15 protein-coding genes are annotated in these 17487 nt (G+C 38.8%); all 15 read right to left on the reverse strand.

Annotated features, from left to right (window positions below; all coding sequences use genetic code 11):
* Window positions 1-322: 322 nt before the first annotated feature.
* The 15 genes from lysS to FS486_RS18015 all read right to left on the reverse strand — a co-directional run bounded on the left by lysS (window position 323) and on the right by FS486_RS18015 (window position 17263).
* Complete coding sequence (gene lysS / locus FS486_RS17945) at window positions 323-1813, reverse strand: lysine--tRNA ligase (RefSeq protein ID WP_144513497.1); 1491 nt, start codon at window positions 1811-1813, stop codon at window positions 323-325.
* Between the two features lie 291 nt (window positions 1814-2104).
* On the reverse strand, window positions 2105-2623 hold the full coding sequence (gene folK / locus FS486_RS17950; protein ID WP_144513499.1) for a 2-amino-4-hydroxy-6-hydroxymethyldihydropteridine diphosphokinase: 519 nt from the start codon (window positions 2621-2623) through the stop codon (window positions 2105-2107).
* The gene (gene folB, locus FS486_RS17955) at window positions 2620-2985 is read right to left on the reverse strand and encodes a dihydroneopterin aldolase (RefSeq protein WP_144513501.1); all 366 of its coding nucleotides are present in this window, start codon (window positions 2983-2985) and stop codon (window positions 2620-2622) included. The genes folK and folB overlap by 4 nt, the downstream gene beginning before the upstream one ends.
* A gap of 2 nt (window positions 2986-2987) precedes the next feature.
* Entirely contained in the window at window positions 2988-3845 is an 858-nt protein-coding gene (gene folP / locus FS486_RS17960; RefSeq protein ID WP_144513503.1) for a dihydropteroate synthase, read from the reverse strand.
* Window positions 3842-4684, reverse strand: a complete 843-nt coding sequence (gene pabC / locus FS486_RS17965) for an aminodeoxychorismate lyase (RefSeq protein WP_144513505.1) — start codon at window positions 4682-4684, stop codon at window positions 3842-3844. Before pabC ends, folP begins: the two co-directional genes overlap by 4 nt.
* A complete protein-coding gene (pabA, locus tag FS486_RS17970) occupies window positions 4685-5275 on the reverse strand; it encodes an aminodeoxychorismate/anthranilate synthase component II (protein ID WP_144513507.1) in 591 nt (196 codons plus the stop codon).
* Window positions 5272-6684: an anthranilate synthase component I family protein gene (locus FS486_RS17975; protein WP_395940886.1), complete on the reverse strand. Its 1413-nt coding sequence runs from the start codon at window positions 6682-6684 to the stop codon at window positions 5272-5274. The genes pabA and FS486_RS17975 overlap by 4 nt, the downstream gene beginning before the upstream one ends.
* Before the next feature lie 112 nt (window positions 6685-6796).
* Window positions 6797-7720: a cysteine synthase A gene (gene cysK, locus FS486_RS17980; RefSeq protein WP_144513511.1), complete on the reverse strand. Its 924-nt coding sequence runs from the start codon at window positions 7718-7720 to the stop codon at window positions 6797-6799.
* Window positions 7721-8074: 354 nt separating this feature from the next.
* Window positions 8075-9010 (reverse strand): peptidyl-prolyl cis-trans isomerase, encoded by a 936-nt coding sequence (locus tag FS486_RS17985; protein WP_144513513.1) that lies wholly within the window; start codon window positions 9008-9010, stop codon window positions 8075-8077.
* Entirely contained in the window at window positions 8994-9875 is an 882-nt protein-coding gene (gene hslO / locus FS486_RS17990; RefSeq protein ID WP_144513515.1) for an Hsp33 family molecular chaperone HslO, read from the reverse strand. Before hslO ends, FS486_RS17985 begins: the two co-directional genes overlap by 17 nt.
* Window positions 9876-10658, reverse strand: a complete 783-nt coding sequence (locus tag FS486_RS17995; RefSeq protein ID WP_144513517.1) for a type III pantothenate kinase — start codon at window positions 10656-10658, stop codon at window positions 9876-9878. It abuts the gene before it with no gap.
* 116 nt (window positions 10659-10774) lie between these two features.
* A complete protein-coding gene (ftsH, locus tag FS486_RS18000) occupies window positions 10775-12775 on the reverse strand; it encodes an ATP-dependent zinc metalloprotease FtsH (RefSeq protein ID WP_144513519.1) in 2001 nt (666 codons plus the stop codon).
* Between the two features lie 97 nt (window positions 12776-12872).
* The gene (gene hpt, locus FS486_RS18005; protein WP_144513521.1) at window positions 12873-13415 is read right to left on the reverse strand and encodes a hypoxanthine phosphoribosyltransferase; all 543 of its coding nucleotides are present in this window, start codon (window positions 13413-13415) and stop codon (window positions 12873-12875) included.
* A gap of 16 nt (window positions 13416-13431) precedes the next feature.
* Window positions 13432-14820, reverse strand: a complete 1389-nt coding sequence (tilS, locus tag FS486_RS18010; protein WP_186321510.1) for a tRNA lysidine(34) synthetase TilS — start codon at window positions 14818-14820, stop codon at window positions 13432-13434.
* A 76-nt stretch (window positions 14821-14896) separates the two neighbouring features.
* Entirely contained in the window at window positions 14897-17263 is a 2367-nt protein-coding gene (locus FS486_RS18015; RefSeq protein ID WP_260858155.1) for a SpoIIE family protein phosphatase, read from the reverse strand.
* Between the last annotated feature and the right edge of the window lie 224 nt (window positions 17264-17487).

The raw sequence follows: 17487 nt of genomic DNA on the forward strand, positions 1-17487 counted from the left end.
TTAATCATTCTAGCTATATGTCTTAACGTTTTGCATGTTCAGTTTTCAATGTTCATGTTGTCGTCTTGTTTTAGCGACATTTAATATCTTAACAAATCTCACTGTTAATGTCAACAACTTTTTAAAAACATTTTTTTAAGAAGTTAGTAGTTAAAATGACAACTTGATAACTATACCACCATCTCATAAGATTGACAAGCCTTTTTCTCTATAAATTTTAAAACATTTTACCCAACGCTCTTTAATACTATATATAGAAGAAAACAAAAGGAGAGACACTACAAATAGTAGCAGCTCTCCTTATTTAATCAAATTAAATTTATTAGTCTCGATGGCGCATTGTTGGGAACAACAATACATCACGAATAGAAGCTGAATTCGTTAATAACATTACTAAACGATCTATACCGATTCCTAATCCACCTGTCGGAGGCATTCCGTACTCTAACGCTTCCAAGAAGTCTTCATCCATTTCGTGTGCTTCATCATTACCCGCTTCTTTTTCTACTAACTGTGCTTCGAAACGTTGGCGTTGATCGATTGGATCATTTAACTCCGTAAATGCATTTGCATGTTCGCGACGTACGATGAATAATTCGAAGCGATCTGTGAAACGACCGTCTTCCGGGTTTTTCTTTGCAAGAGGCGAAACTTCTACTGGATGTCCATAAATAAATGTCGGTTGGACTAATGTCTCTTCTACTTTTTGTTCAAAGAATTCATTTAGTACATGTCCTACTTCCATAGAAGGTTTCACTTCTACTCCATGCTCTTTAGCTAATGCGTGTGCTTCTTCTTTGGTCATTTCTTTCCAGAAGTCTACACCTGTAGTTTCTTTTACTGCATCAGCCATATGCCAGCGTCTCCAGCCTGGTGCAAGGTTGATTTCATCCTCTCCGTACATAATCGTTGAAGAGCCTAACACTTCTTGTGCAACATGAGAAACTAAATTTTCCGTTAAGTTCATAATGTCTTGATAATCAGCGTACGCCTCATATAGTTCAATCATGGTGAACTCTGGGTTGTGACGTGTTGAAACACCTTCATTACGGAATACGCGTCCAATTTCATATACCTTTTCTAGCCCACCTACAATTAGGCGTTTTAAATGTAATTCAATAGCAATACGCATATATAGTTCCATATCTAGTGCATTGTGATGTGTAATGAAAGGACGTGCAGCTGCTCCACCTGCAATAGAATGCAGTAATGGTGTTTCAACTTCTAGGTATCCTTGACCGTCTAGATAACGACGCATAGATTGGATAATGCGGCTTCTTGTAATAAACGTTGATTTGCTTTCATCGCTTGTCATTAAGTCTAAATAACGTTGGCGATAACGTTGCTCTACGTCTTTTAATCCGTGGAATTTCTCAGGCATTGGGCGTAAAGATTTCGTTAAAAAGGTAAATTCAACGGCTTTTACAGATAACTCTCCCACTTGCGTACGGAATACATTTCCACGTACACCAATAATATCTCCTAAATCTGCGGAATTAAATAATTCATATGCATCTTCACCGATAGCATCTTTACGTACGTAAATTTGGATCTGACCACCGAAGTCCTGAATATGAGCAAACCCGGCTTTCCCTTTTCCGCGTTTCGTCATAATTCGTCCAGCTATAATTACTTCATGTGGTGTTTCTTCTAATTGTTCTTTTGTAAACGCATCGAATTCTTCGACTACTTGATTACTCAAATGCGTACGTTCGAATTTACCTCCAAAAGGATCTAAGCCTTTCTCTTGAATTGCAGTCATCTTTTGTCTTCTCACCAAAAGCTGATCATTTAATTCTTCTACATTAGACATGTTTGTCACTCCTCCACTACCTACTATCCGCAAGTATCTTTTGTTACATTGAACTTATTGTACACAATTTCTGAGTTCTGTTCATCTTTTTCCTACGCATTTTGATATTTCTCATTATTCAGGTTACCTGCTAAAACGGAAAGAGCCGCCACTACATGTGACAGCCCCTCGTACCTTAAACAAGAATAGAATCGGCAAATCATATTGTTGTGAAGCTTCTTCTGCGAAATAGTACAAGTACACTTTTAATAATTCTACTACCTTTATATTATGAACGTACAGCTGACCATTTTAGCCTTCGAAATGCACGAATGCGTCTATCCCTCTGAATGTTCTCCATAAATGGACGCCTTCTCTCTGAACGTTCGCTAACTCTACGAAAGTACGCTCTGACCCTGGCTCTGTTAAAACTGGGTTTATTTCCACCAATGGTATGAGCACAAAACCTCTTTCCGTCATTCTTGGATGCGGTATCAGTAGGCTCTCTGTTTTCATAATCTCTTCATTATACAATAAAATGTCAAGGTCTACAGTTCGTGGACCCCAGTGTATTTCTCTTGTGCGCCCTAACTCCGCTTCAATTTCATTACACTTTTTCAACAATTCGTGCGGCGATAAGGATGTCTTAAGCTCGACTACCATATTCAAAAATGGCGATTGGTCCACGTATCCAACTGGGTCAGTTTCATAGATCGATGATACCTTTTCCACTTCTATACGGGATGATTCTCGTAATAATTGCACCGCTCGCTGAAGGTAATGCAGTCGGTTTCCGATATTCGACCCTAAAGAAACATATGCTATATTCATAGAGAACCTCTTACAATGTCAACCGCTACTGAAGCGTAATGACCTGCAATTGGAGGATTAGGCTTCACTAACTGGATGCGACATCCACTAACTTTAGCTTTGTATTCCTCTAAAATACGAGAAGCAATTTTTTCGGCAACTGCCTCTATTAACAGAAAGGGCTTTCCCTCCACTATTTCTTTACATAATTCAAAAACCTCTGCATAGTTAACCGTTTCTTCTAAACTATCTGTTTCTCCTGCCTTTTTTAAGTCGCAGGCTAATGTAATTGTTACACGAAAAATTTGGCCAAGCTTTGTTTCTTCTGGCAACGCCCCATGGTATCCATAAAACTCTAGATCATTCAAATGTATATAATCCATAATTAAATCCCACTCTCCTCGTATACTACTTTTCCAGTCAACACATCCATCATTTTTGTCATGCGTGTTATCTCTTTAACGTCATGCACACGTACCATATGGCAACCAAGCTGTAAACCGTAGCAAACGGTAGCTCCCGTTCCCTCCATCCGCTCATCCACCGGAAGATTTAGTACATTCCCGATCATTCGCTTACGAGATGTCGCAAGTAAAACTGGATATCCAATGTCAACTAAATCTTGTAAATGCTGCATCATCCAAATATTCTGCTCTGTCGTTTTACCAAAGCCAATACCTGGATCTAACCAAATATGTTCGTCTGGTACGCCGGCTTTTTTTGCAATTTGGATACATTCTTCTATGTCTTGTTTTGCCTCTATCCAAAAATTAGTATAATCTTCGTTATCCCGATTATGCATTAGAATAATGGGAACACCTAGCTCTGCAGCCACCTTTGCTATATTAGGGTCTTTTTTAGCACCCCAAATGTCATTAATAACATGTGCTCCAGCCAGTACCGCAGCTCTGGCAACTTCTGATTTGTACGTATCAATGGATATTACTGCATTTACTTCTGCGTGGATCGCACGGATAACCGGAATAACGCGCGCTATTTCCTCTTCAACCGAAATGACTGTATGCCCTGGTCTGGTCGACTCTCCACCCACGTCTATTATTTTCGCACCATCTGCAACCATTTGTTTTGCTTTAGCAATTGCAGATTCTATATTATTAAACTTTCCACCATCTGAAAACGAATCTGGTGTGACGTTTAATATTCCCATTACAATTGTTTCTTTTCGAAAGTCTAATGTGACTCCGCCAGCTTCAAAAGCTTGCGTATTATATTGCAAATTCATCTTCCTATCCCTTCTTCCTGAACACACCTTATATACGCTTCATGGAGTACATTATATATAGGTCCCTGGTTACCTAAGTATTGTATTTCATCTACTTGTTGAATAGGAACAATTTCTTGTACCGCATTCGTGATGAATACTTCATCAGCTGATTCTACTTCATCTTTCGTAAAAAAACCTTCCTCTACTTCGATTAATGAACTTCGTAAAATCCAATGACGAGTGATTCCAGCAAGTATTCCGGTTTTCAACGATGGTGTATATACCTTTCCATCCTTCGCCCAAAATATATTCGATGTGATTCCTTCTGCGATGAAACCATCAGATGTTAGAAAAAAACCTTCATGCGTTGCTAATGTTTCTACTTCAAATCTTGCTTGAATGTTATTTGCGTAATGATGAGATTTATGACGATTCATACTTTCCGGTGAGTTTCGGACCGTTTTTAACCATACTGCATGCTTTTCCGTTCCTCTGTTTGCAATCGGTAAAGCTTTTCGGAATAAAATCATTGTAGGTTTTTCATAGTGAGACGGTTGGAGTCCTATATCATGGACCCCAGCTGAAATATTTAATCGAAAGTAGCCGTCTTCCCCACTATTGGCTTTCGTTAACTCTTCAATAGCTTTCAAAACCACCTCTTCCTCATATGGCATCGACACGCGAAAATCGGCTAATGCTCTTGAAAGACGCTCCCAATGCTCTTTCCATAAAAACACCTGACCGTTATAGGTGCGAAACGTTTCGAAAAAACCGAGTCCGTACAAAAAGCCATGGTCATACGCAGAAACTTTTAACTCATCCGAACGATATAATTTTCCATCTTTCCAAGCATCCATTTATATAGACTCCTGAACTGCAAGAATATGTTTTTCAATGAAGTTCCGAATAAGCCTTTTTCCTTCTTCCGTCATAATCGACTCTGGATGGTACTGCACACCTTCAATTGCAAACTCTTTATGGCGAAGTCCCATAATTTCCCCTTCTTCTGTCCAAGAAGTCACTTCCAAGCAAGCAGGTAACGACTCTTTTTCTACAAGGAGCGAATGGTATCTCGTTGCATGAAAAGGATTTGGCATATTTTCGTTTACACCTTTTCCATCATGATAGACAGGGGAAGTTTTCCCATGCATTAGACGTTTTGCACGAATGACATTTCCTCCAAATGCTTGCCCGATCGATTGATGTCCTAAACAAACACCGAAAATAGGGATTTTACCCGCAAAAAGCTTTATCACATCCAAGCTGATTCCCGCCTCGTTCGGTGTGCATGGTCCCGGTGAAACGACAATTATTTGAGGAGCTAACCGTTCGATGTCACCTATTGATAATACATCATTTCGAACTACTTTCACTTCCACACCTATTTCTCCAATATACTGAACAAGATTGTATGTAAAGGAATCGTAATTATCGATCATTAATATCATTTTAGTACCCCTTCTGCCATAGCTTTTGCTTGCCACAATGCTTTTGCTTTATTTAATGACTCCATGTACTCTGCACTTGGGAGGGAATCAATGACAATACCTGCTCCAGCCTGAATATGTGCCATCCCATTTTGAATAAATGCCGTTCGAATTACTATATTTAACTCTAAATCTCCAGAAAAACCTAGCCAACCAATAGATCCGGTATATAAGCCCCTTCGAACAGGTTCTAGTTCCTCAATAATCTCCATCGTCCGAATTTTAGGGGCACCCGTAATTGTCCCTCCAGGGAACATTGCCTGTACAATTTCTGCATTTGATGTGCCCGGACGAAGCGTCCCTTTTACATTGGAGACAATATGCATCACATGCGAATATCGTTCAATCACCATGAACTCGTCAACTTCTACTGTACCGTACGCTGATACTCTGCCTAAATCATTTCGCTCTAAGTCTACAAGCATTACATGCTCTGCTCGTTCTTTTTCATTTTCAATTAGTTCATTTGCTAATGCAATATCTTCAGCATCGCTTTGGCCTCGCGGTCTAGTCCCAGCGATGGGGCGGGTAGACAATTCTCCTCCCTTTTTCTTCACTAAGAGTTCCGGTGATCCAGAAACGACAGCAAACTCTGGCGAATGAATATAGGCCATATAAGGCGATGGGTTAAATGCGCGCAAAGCTTCATACATGTCAATCGGTTGTACTGATAACTCTTTTGATTGACGGACAGACAGATTTACTTGAAATACATCTCCTTGTGCAATATACTGTTGCACTTTTCGTACGGCATCTTCAAATTGAGCAGGTTTGACAGATACATGCAGCTTTGTTTGATCTTCTGCAATTTCAGTTGCTCCTCCTGGCATAAATGTACGAGACGCCATACCATTTTCTGCAGCCTGCCTATACTGCTCTTCTAAATCCGTTAAATCTACATCACTCGTAGACAGCTTCATAAGTGTTACGATTTCTGTTTGAACATCCAACACCGCCCAAAAATCAAATAAATAAAAGTAGATGTCCGGAATATGTAAATCGTCTTCTGCGATCGTTGGTAATATTTCTATCTTTCGAGCATAATCATAACTAATAAATCCAGCAGCACCGCCTTGAAAATCTGGTAGATCCTCATGAAAAGGTAATTTATAAGAAGCTATCAACTTTTCTAGCTCTTCCAAAGCTTCCCCCTTTCGTACTTCTGTTTCTCCATTTCTCCACTGGATATGCAGACCCGCATCCACTGAATTAGTTACAGCTAACGGATTCCAAGCGGCTACCGACAAGTAACCTCCACGTCCACTTTCAAAAAACAAATGATGGGACTCCTCACCTGCTATCTCTTTATATGCATAAAAAAAAGCTTCTTTTGATAGATGAAAAGTATGCGTCTGAAGTTTTAAATCCACTTTTTCAAATCCCCCTAAAAAACGATTTGCCTTCATCTTAACTTGAAACCGATACTTATTGCCACACAAAAAAGAGAGGAAGCAATATTTGCCCCCTCTCCGTTCATCGTTATTAGTCTTCGAATTGATATAGCGGAGTACTTAAATAGCGCTCTCCGTTATCAGGTATAATCGCAACTACTTTTTTACCTTTGCCTAGTTGTTTTGCAAGCTGAAGTGCCCCATAAATAGCAGCTCCTGCGGAAACTCCACCTAAAATACCTTCTAGTTTTGCCACTTCACGTGATGTTGTATAAGCATCTTCGTTCGATACTTGAATAATAGAATTATACAATTCAGTATCCAATACCTCTGGAACAAATCCCGCACCAATACCTTGGATTTTATGTGGACCTGGTTTACCACCGGATAAAATATTTGAGTCTTTTGGTTCTACAGCTGCAATATGAATATCCGGGAATTTTTCTTTTAATACTTTTCCGGCTCCTGTAATCGTTCCACCAGTCCCGATTCCCGATACAAATCCATGTAATTCATCAAATGCTTCTGCAATTTCAGGGCCTGTTGTTAAACGATGTATCTCTGGGTTTGCTTCATTGTTAAATTGTTGTGGCATAAACCATCCGTTTTCATTGGCTAACTCTTCTGATTTTGCAATCGCACCTTTCATCCCATCGGCTCCAGGTGTCAGCACTAACTCAGCTCCATAAGCGCGAAGCAGGTTTCTGCGCTCTAGGCTCATCGTGTCTGGCATTACTAAAACTGCATTATATCCTTTTGCTGCTGCAATCATTGCTAACCCAATACCTGTGTTCCCGCTTGTTGGTTCAATAATCGTGCTGCCTTCTTTTAATTTACCTTCTTTTTCAGCCGCTTCAATCATTGCGAATGCGATACGATCTTTTACGCTGCTGCCCGGATTGAAGTACTCTAATTTAACATAGACTTCCGCGTCTTCTGTATTTGTAACTCTGTTTAATTTTACGATCGGTGTTTTCCCAATTAAATCTAATACGGATTGTGCTAACTTCGTCATAGTCCCACTCCTAATCCCTACTCAATTAATAGGTTTTATTTTCTATATCATACCAATCCTAAAGAGCGATTGTCAATAATATTACGTAGTATATGTTAAGAGTACGCCTGCATTCTTTTTAGAATAGAGTTTTTCTCTATTGTTTCAGGATAATTTTTTTAAAATTGCCAAGAGCACAGTTTTCACTGTACGTTTTTATATACTTTCTTTTCTTTCAAAAAAGCGCAAGCGTCCTTTACGCACAAAACCTGCCCTTCTACAAATTTAGCAACAGGTTTCGTACATGTTTGTGTAAGGAAAGAAAAAATACTTCCTTATGCATAGACAAAAAAGCGCACTCCTTAGAATACGCTTTTACTGTTCGCTATAAAACCACTCTGCTTTAAATTCTTCCCAAAATGCTTCTTGTGTGACTGATTGTGGCAGTTGGTCAAGTGCAAGTTCTCTGCGAATATGATCCTTTACATCCGCAAAAGAGAAGGATTGTCCCTCGAATACACTTGTTACTTGTGCAACTGCAAATCGACCCTCTTTTAACGGGATAGTATTGCTCCATTTTCCTATTTTTACTTTAGGTAAGGCCTTTATTAACATCTCATCTACAGATTCTGTACCTTCTGAAATGTATCCAATATCCCCCCCTAGACTAGCGGAGCTTATATCTGAGGAACGCTCTCTTGCTAATCCATCGAACGAAGAGCCATTTTTAAGCTCTTCTACTACTTCATTTGCTTCATCCTCTGTCGCAACATAAATTACACTTGTACGATAGGATGTTGGGATATTATACAGATTTTTATTATTTTCATAAAATGATTTAATTTCGTCATCTTTTATAACAATATCTTTTGCTAACACTTTTTCTAAAATTAAGCGGGAGCGTACTTTTTTACGCATCACTTCTTCATCGGAAAATTGAAGCGTTGTATCCGCCCCTTCTTGGGTAGATCGAATAAGTGCAAGTTCCAAATCCACTTCTGAATCATTTACTTTAATATTATATTTTTTGGCTGCCGCTTCCATCACTTCCGCGTTCACCATATCCAGCAAAACTTCTTTTCCGTACATCGATTCCATCGCTGCCATCCATTGTTTCTTCGTAATAACTTTACCATCAACTGAAGCGACTTCCTCTTCTGTTTCGCTAACTTTCTCATTTGGATTTGGTATCAACCAAGCAATGAACCATAGCAAATTACCTAGCAAAAGAAGACTGAGTACGATAAGTACTGGTTTAGTTTTTAAACGTCGTTTTGGTTGGGTATTTACGTCATTACGAATTGATTTCATCGATAAATGACTCCAATTCTTCTACTGAATACTGGTACTTCTCCATACAGAAGTGACAGTGAGCTTCAGCTCCGCCATCCTCTTCGATCATATCACGAATCTCACTTTCACCTAAACTGATGATCGCGCTCCCAAATCTTTCTTTAGAACAATTACAATCGAACTCAACTGGCATCGTACTTAAAATTTGCACATTTTCTTCACCTAATATTTCAAATAGTAATTCCTCTGGAGATAATCCCTTTTCAATCATTTTCGAAACTGGCTCCATTTTATTTAAATGCTCTTCAATAACCGTAATAGTTTCATCATCTGTGCCAGGCATAAGTTGAATAACGAACCCACCTGCGGCTAATATTGTATTGTCGGGATTAACTAAAACTCCAAGCCCTACGGAAGAAGGAACCTGTTCTGACACAGCAAAATAATACGTAAAATCTTCAGCAATTTCACCGGAAGTAATCGGTACCTGTCCCGTAAAGAATTCCCTTAAACCCAGGTCTTTCACTATTGTAAGCGTTCCTTCCGTACCTACTGCACGTCGAACGTCTAATTTTCCTTTTTCGTTTAACTCAAAGTGCGTTTGTGGATTCGTCACATATCCACGGACTTCCCCTTTAGCATTACTATCAATAATCATTGGACCAATTGGACCGTTTCCTTCTACTTTGACCGTAATCTTGTCTTCTCCTTTTAACATAGCCCCTATCATCACAGCAGCGGTCATTGATCTTCCGAGTGCTGCTGATGCTGTTGGCCATGTCCCATGGCGACGTTGTGCTTCTCCTACAGTATCAGTCGTTCGAACTGCAAATGCACGAACATTTCCATTAAAAGCTAATGCTCTCACTAAGTAATCATTCATTTATCTCATACCTCTTTCCTCTATATTTCGTTGATATATTAAATATAAGCCCTTTAATGTTAGAAAAGGATCGATAACGTCCATTACAGTCGTTTCATCACCTATTAAAGAGGCCATTCCACCTGTTGCAATTACTTTCGGGGTTTGCTTGGAAGCCTTTTTCATTCGGTTGACTATGCCCTCCACTTGACCTACATACCCATAGACGATACCAGCCTGCATAGCGGATACAGTATTTTTTCCAACGACATGATCGGGTCTTGTTAACTCAATTCTTGGAAGCTTACTCGCTCTCGTAAATAACGCCTCTGTCGATATACCAATGCCTGGAGCAATAGCCCCACCCATATAATCTCCTTTTTCGTTTACAAAGCAGTAAGTTGTGGCTGTACCAAAATCTACGATAATAAGAGGAGTACCATATTCGTGAATAGCAGCTACCGCATTTACAATTCGATCTGCCCCAACTTCTCGGGGGTTTTCGTATTTAATATTTAAGCCCGTTTTAACACCGGGTCCAACTACTAATGGTTTAATACCAAAATATTTTTTGCACATCGCTTCCAATGAAAACATGATAGGAGGCACGACAGAAGAAATAATAATACCCTCTATTTGATCAAATGTGATATTCGCATGTGAAAATAATGCTTTCACTTGCATTCCATATTCATCTTCCGTTTTTAGACGATCCGTTTCCATTCGCCAATGATGTATCAATAAGTCATTCTCATATACCCCTAAAACAATGTTGGTATTCCCTGTATCTAACACAAGTATCATCTAGCTTGTCCTCAACTCTCTCGTAAGTTTTCCAACATATCATACCATATATAAGATCAAAGAAAAAAGCTGATTGCCTCGCATGTATGCGATAAACAATCAGCTTCCCTATTCTATTAATCTCTTCGTTCTTCTTGAATCGGATTATCTGGAATACTTGGTGTTTCCATTTCTTTTGGCAAGTCGCCAATAGAAGGATCTCCCGAAGCTCCGACAGCATCCGTTTCTTCTTCTTTTTTAAGGTTTACTGGAGAGTCCTGATTTGCTTGTTCATAAGATCTCTCTGGAAGAGTACCATGCTCTTCCAAATGCTTGATTTGAGCGGCATCTAACGTCTCCACTTCAAGTAACGTATTGGCGATTAAGTTTAGTAATTCGCGTCTTTCCGTTAAGATTTGTTTCGTACGCTCGTATTGCTCTTTAATCATCGTTTGCATTTCATGGTCAATTTCATATGCAATAGCATCCGAATAATTTTGCTCGGAGTTAAAGTCACGACCCAAGAAGACATTTCCTCCTTGCGCTTGACCAAACTGCATTGGTCCAAGTTTGTCACTCATACCATATTCCGTAACCATACTTCTCACAATACCAGTGGCACGTTGGAAGTCATTATGTGCACCAGTTGAAACTTCACCAAATGTGATATCCTCCGCTACACGACCGCCTAATAAGCCAGCCACTTTGTCTAGCAATTCTGGTTTAGTCATGAAATAACGATCTTCTTTTGGTAACATCACTGCATATCCACCCGCTTGACCACGAGGTACGATTGTCACTTTATGAACGATTTCCGCGTCATCTAATGTTAATCCGATAACTACGTGTCCCGCTTCGTGGAATGCAACAATATTACGTTCTTTAGCTGATATGACCTTACCTGATTTAGCAGGACCTGCAATTACACGGTCAGTTGCCTCATCAATATCACTCATATCAACCTTTTTCTTATTACGTCTAGCTGCAACAAGTGCTGCTTCGTTTAATAAGTTTTCTAAATCTGCTCCGGAGAAACCTGGAGTACGTTGTGCAATGGCTTTTAAATCCACCGACTCATCCAATGGTTTGTTGCGAGCATGCACTTTAAGTACTGCTTCACGTCCTTTAACATCTGGACGACCTACTGTAATTTGACGGTCAAAACGACCCGGACGAAGAAGAGCTGGGTCTAAAATATCTGGTCTGTTCGTTGCAGCAATGATAATGATACCTTCATTGGCACCAAACCCATCCATTTCAACTAGCAGTTGGTTTAGCGTTTGCTCACGCTCATCATGCCCGCCACCAAGACCAGCTCCACGTTGACGACCTACTGCATCAATTTCATCAATGAAAATAATACAAGGTGCATTTTTCTTCGCGTTTTCAAATAAGTCACGAACACGGGATGCCCCGACTCCGACAAACATTTCAACGAAATCCGATCCACTAATAGAGAAGAACGGCACACCAGCTTCTCCTGCAACCGCACGAGCAAGCAATGTTTTACCAGTACCAGGAGGACCTACTAACAATATCCCTTTCGGAATTCGTGCTCCAATTTCCACGAACTTACGTGGATCTTTTAAGAAATCTACTACTTCTACTAGTTCAGCTTTTTCTTCATCTGCTCCAGCAACATCTGTAAACCTAACTTTTTTCTTTTCATTATCATATAGTTTAGCCTTGCTCTTACCAAAGTTCATCACACGGTTACCACCGCCTTGCGATTGGCTTAATAAGAAGAAGAACAAAATGATGATGATTAAGAATGGTAATAATCCAGTGAAAAATTGAACCCATCCGCTCGTTTTTGGAGCTTCTACTATTTCAACTTTAACTGAATTTGCTTTTGCCAAAGTGCGAATTTCAGCTTGTAATTGCTCACTATTATATGGGAGCTTGGACAAGAAAGTTTCGCCTTCTTTATAGCCCTTCATCTTACCTTCTACAAAGTAAACCCCTTGTTCCGGCTGCATAGTAAAGCTTGTTACTTCTCCTTTTTCTAGAGAAGTCATAAATTCGTCATAACGAATATTTTTAGTTGGTTGATTGCCCGAATTAAACGTCGCAAAAATCCCAACAATTACAAAAAATATTAATAAGTATAGTATAGCGTAGCGCAGTGCTCGATTCATTCCCAGCCTCCTCACAAGGTAAACAGAAAAACTAAAGATAATCTTATCACACGAATTTTTTAACGTACAATGAAAAGCCTTTTAGTTTAGCATTAAATTAAAAAGAATAAACTTCTTTCTTCAATACGCCAACATATGGTAAATTTCGGTATTTCTCTGCGTAATCTAAACCATAACCCACAACGAATGCATCCGGCACTTCGAACCCAACGTAATCTGCCTTTAGGTCCACTTTTCTTCCAGTTGGTTTATCAAGCAATGTAACAAGTTTAATCGATTTTGCTTTTCGATATTTGAAAAGATCAACTAAATAGCTTAACGTCATGCCGCTATCAATAATATCTTCGATGATTAAAATATCCCGACCTTCAACACTTGTGTTTAAATCTTTGACAATTTTAACTTCCCCCGAAGAAACTGTAGCATTTCCATAGCTTGATACATCCATATAATCCATTTCAATATATGTATCTACTCGCTTCATCAAATCCGACATAAAAGGCATTGCACCTTTTAAAATACCAATAGCTAATGGAAACTTATCTTTGTATTCTGCTGTTAGTGCTGCACCTAATTCACGTGTTTTTTCTTCAATTTGTTCTTCTGTTAATAATACTTTAAGAATGTCTTTTTCTAACATTGTTAGTCTCCTCTAATCATTGATCTCGCATTACATATAGGACATAATTTTGCGAGTTGAATTTCTTTGAAAATTTTTCTCCATAGCGAAGTCCAATTACTGCTATTATATCATTTTTCTGCGTTACAAGTATTGGCCACTCTAGTCTTTCTAGCGCATTGATTTTTTCATCTATAAATAGCCGAGAGATTTTTTTAGGAGAAGTCATCCCTTTTATGTGGATACGATCTCCATCCTCTTTTTGCCTTATAAGAAGAGGTAAAGAATCACTCTCTAGTTCGACAAACCATTTCTCGCCAGAAATATCTTCAGATAAGTCTCTCGTCAAGTAGATGGAATAACCTGCACCAATATCTGTCCAACAATTCTCTTCTACTACGTTCCTAGTAACTAAAGGTTGCTGTTTAAAAGAGGTAAACTGAACATTATTGTAATGACGAACGAGGAAAAAAGCATTTGGCAAATGAATCATTATGTTGCCTTCATGCTCATTACAAGCAGCCAAAATAGAATCGATTAGACGATCATTAAGAAGTATATCGGAGTTGTTGTATAGATACTTTAATAGTATTAGAATCACCCTTCTTTGTAAAGCAATGGGCACTTCTGAAAAGTACTTTGTATCTAGAAAAAAAGCACCTTCTCGATCGACCGTCACAAGTTGCTCATACTCTCTCTTAGCCATTACCTGTAATAAGTCATCATCTTGCTGTTGTTTCTCTACAAATACACGAATACTTTCGTTTATATTTGGATTTTCCTCTCTCAACAGCGGAACAATGGTATGGCGAATACGGTTTCTTGTATATGTATGTTTATCATTGCTTGGGTCATGTCTAAAATCTTGTTCGCTAAAATGAATAAATTCGAAAACTTCTTCTTTCGTAATACATAGAAATGGGCGTATGATCTTACCTACAGAAAAAGTTCTAGTTCTTGGTATACCAGTAATAGAAGACGAAATCGAACCCCTTGTAAGTGACATAATAACCGATTCTATTTGATCATCTGCATGATGTCCAAGTACTAACTTTCCATAATGATACTTTTCCATAGTATTTTTAAAGAAGGTGTAACGCTCTTCCCGACATATTACTTGTATATTGCCATTTTCCGCAGCAACCCTTTTTGGTACTTCAAGAGTTGCTGCATAAAATGGAATGTTTAATTTTGCTGCGAATTGCTCGACAAATCTCATATCCTCCGCCGATTCTTCTCCTCTTAACTGATGATCTGCATGTGCAATACCTAATTCCATACGATATGTTTCTTTTAATTCATTTAAAACAAGAACTAAAGCTATGGAATCTGCTCCGCCAGAACAAGCAATAAGAAGATGCTCCCCTTCTTCTATCAGTTGATGCTTGTCTATATATTCTTTTACTTTGCGAATGAGTGAATGCATCTTCTCACCTTTTCTCTTATGTTCAGCTTCAGCACCTTGCCTGTCGGGGCAGACATAGGTGCCTGCGCTTTTCTTATTAGTGTACCATGTTTTCTTGGTATTTAGCCGCTTGACGAGGGGAAAAGATAGACCATTCTGGAACTGCGTGTCTAACTTGCATGAAAATAACCGTTCGATCATCTCCAGGCAAAGAGTATGTCTCTTCCAGCTTTTTCACAAATCGTTCTGCGTCCATCGTTGGATCTTGTAGTATTTTCTTATAATACATTTCTTGCTTTTCAATCGATGTATTTGCAGAAAAGACCCCATCTGAAAGCATTACCAGAACATCTCCATCTTTAATATCTACTTTCCTTGCCTCAATTGAAAAGGTTGGTAAAAATCCAAATGGAACATGCTTGCTTTCAATCTTCCGCATATTATTCCCTCGAATTAAATACGTCGACATACTCCCCGCCTTCCATGACCAAAGTTCTCCTTTTTGTAAATCTATTAATGCTAAGTCCACTGTCGCATAACTATCTGTGTCATCCTGTAAACTCATCATATAATGAAGTGTATGCATCGTCGTTTCTGGATCCATTTTTTTATTCAGACATTCGCGCATAAATTGCATCACTCTTCTACTCTCACGGTGTGCCTCCACATTATTCCCCATTCCATCTGATAAAATAACAGCAAGTAAACCCGGATGTAGTTGGAAAACAGCGTGTGCATCCCCTGAATAGATTGTATTTCTACTAGATGAAGTGTAAATATCATGTGTTATTTGAAAGCGTACAGATGATTTACAGGTCATTTGAACATGTTCGTAAGGATGATGAATTTCCTTCATAGACGTAATTTCAAATGGCTCTTTCCATAATTCATATAAAATCGGAAGAACTAATCTTTCACCTATCATTTTGGCTCTAGACTCTACCGGTAAACAACATACAACTTCCATTTGTCCCATCTCAACATTTAATACATCAATTTGAAAGTATGGAATATTACACTGCTGAAATTTTTGTTTTATTTCCTCTTCATGCGAAGTATATAATGTCACATCATTTTCTAAATTACTCATTAGTTCACCCATATGATTTCCCATATCCCGAAGTTTTAGGGCAAACATTTTTTTACCATGCTGCATTTCGTATGCTAATTGTTTTTTTGCCTCTCTTTCTTTTAGCTCTTTCATGATTTGAACTGGTTTTACACATTTGTACTCCATTCTTTTTTCGATTTGAACCCTCGTCTTTTTAGATTGATCTTCCCATTGTTTCATCAGTTCTGGAATACCATTTGATTTTGCCCCCCAGCATGTTTCGTAACGGAAGCATGATTGACAGACCGGCAATGCCCTCGCCTGCCCTTTCTGAGCCGTTGTTTTCGGGTCAAACCGATCGGATATAAATCGAGTGATAAAGTCAACAAAGTGTTGAAACTCTTGGAGCTGATGATTCACTTTTTCTGTCATCCACTTTTGCCTTTTCAACAAAACATTTGTAGTATCCGGAAAAAGTTGATCCTTTAACGTTTGAATCCAACTAGATGGAATGATAAAAAACAACAAAGAGGCAGCGACTAAGGATCCAATATAAACGGAATCTAAAGGTAACGTCCTATCGTATAGAATGAAGAAAAAAGTAGCTCCAAGCATACTAAAAGCCTGCCATAGCCTACCAAAGGGTTTATGAAGCCCAGCGAAAAAACCGGTTAACGCATATACAGCAATCATTCCACTAAAACTGAGCTTTGAAATACTTAATACCGTTCCAGAGAGTACCGCCACTACTGTAGCGAGTTGTACGCCACCCACTGCCGCTGAAACCGCAATGACTAAATGTGCAAAAAATAACGGAATAGAAACATATCCGTAAATATACGAGGACATTCCAGTTAACACTAATGCTCCTATTAATAATGCAGCTCCCATTCTTTCAGCCGTCCACCTTTTATGAAGAAAGTCTGGCATCGGAAGAAAAAGCTGAAACAAAAATATCGTCATAAATAGCGCAAGCACACCTTCGTATGCAATCGCCAACCAAACAGAGCCAGGAATATCACCACTGTACGAAACAAATTGCCATATAGCCTGTACAGTTATTACATCTATAAAAATAAAAAGTGGTATAGGTATTTTCTTGATGACCCTTTTCGAGTGAATCGGTAAGATAAGTGCCTGCAATGCATGAATTACAACTTGTCCAAGTCCTAGTGTAAAGCTACCTAGAAGGGCTCCTGCTAGTGTCCACGGTAAAAAGCGTGGATATCGTAAGCTAACGAGTGCCCATATGGGTAGAAAAAAAGGAACAGAAGCTTCAAATAGGACAACTTGTGCCAAGAAAAAAGATAAAACAAAAAAAGTAACTGTAAGTAAAATGGATACTTTACGTGCTTGTAAACCTTCTGTAATCCTTCTCAAAGACAAACCTCTTTTTTGTTCTTGCTCATACATTGTTTTCAAACCGTATACCTCCTCGTATTCAACTATTGATCGAAGTATACCTACTCTACATACAAAAAGTATGTCTCTTTCTGACATTTTCCTATAAAAAGTTTTCGACGCTTTTAGCCATGAAGTGAAAACCCCAAAATAATCCATTAGGCCACTCAAAAGAAATTCGTACCAACCTATCAAATACAGCATTAACGAAAGAAATGCCATTAAAAAATAGTCAT

The sequence above is a fragment of the Bacillus sp. FJAT-22090 genome, assembly GCF_007676755.1.
Taxonomy (GTDB): Bacteria; Bacillota; Bacilli; order Bacillales_A; family Planococcaceae; genus Psychrobacillus.

Excerpts from the sequence above, each read along its gene's own strand:
- FS486_RS17995 (WP_144513517.1), bottom strand. The coding sequence starts at position 10,658 with ATGATACTTGTGTTAGATACAGGGAATACCAACATTGTTTTAGGGGTA.
- pabC (WP_144513505.1), bottom strand. The coding sequence starts at position 4,684 with ATGGATGCTTGGAAAGATGGAAAATTATATCGTTCGGATGAGTTAAAA.
- FS486_RS17985 (WP_144513513.1), bottom strand. The coding sequence starts at position 9,010 with ATGAAATCAATTCGTAATGACGTAAATACCCAACCAAAACGACGTTTA.
- lysS (WP_144513497.1), bottom strand. The coding sequence starts at position 1,813 with ATGTCTAATGTAGAAGAATTAAATGATCAGCTTTTGGTGAGAAGACAA.
- folK (WP_144513499.1), bottom strand. The coding sequence starts at position 2,623 with ATGAATATAGCATATGTTTCTTTAGGGTCGAATATCGGAAACCGACTG.
- tilS (WP_186321510.1), bottom strand. The coding sequence starts at position 14,820 with ATGCATTCACTCATTCGCAAAGTAAAAGAATATATAGACAAGCATCAA.
- folP (WP_144513503.1), bottom strand. The coding sequence starts at position 3,845 with ATGAATTTGCAATATAATACGCAAGCTTTTGAAGCTGGCGGAGTCACA.
- ftsH (WP_144513519.1), bottom strand. The coding sequence starts at position 12,775 with ATGAATCGAGCACTGCGCTACGCTATACTATACTTATTAATATTTTTT.
- hslO (WP_144513515.1), bottom strand. The coding sequence starts at position 9,875 with ATGAATGATTACTTAGTGAGAGCATTAGCTTTTAATGGAAATGTTCGT.
- FS486_RS18015 (WP_260858155.1), bottom strand. The coding sequence starts at position 17,263 with ATGTATGAGCAAGAACAAAAAAGAGGTTTGTCTTTGAGAAGGATTACA.
- folB (WP_144513501.1), bottom strand. The coding sequence starts at position 2,985 with ATGGATTATATACATTTGAATGATCTAGAGTTTTATGGATACCATGGG.
- pabA (WP_144513507.1), bottom strand. The coding sequence starts at position 5,275 with ATGATATTAATGATCGATAATTACGATTCCTTTACATACAATCTTGTT.
- cysK (WP_144513511.1), bottom strand. The coding sequence starts at position 7,720 with ATGACGAAGTTAGCACAATCCGTATTAGATTTAATTGGGAAAACACCG.
- hpt (WP_144513521.1), bottom strand. The coding sequence starts at position 13,415 with ATGTTAGAAAAAGACATTCTTAAAGTATTATTAACAGAAGAACAAATT.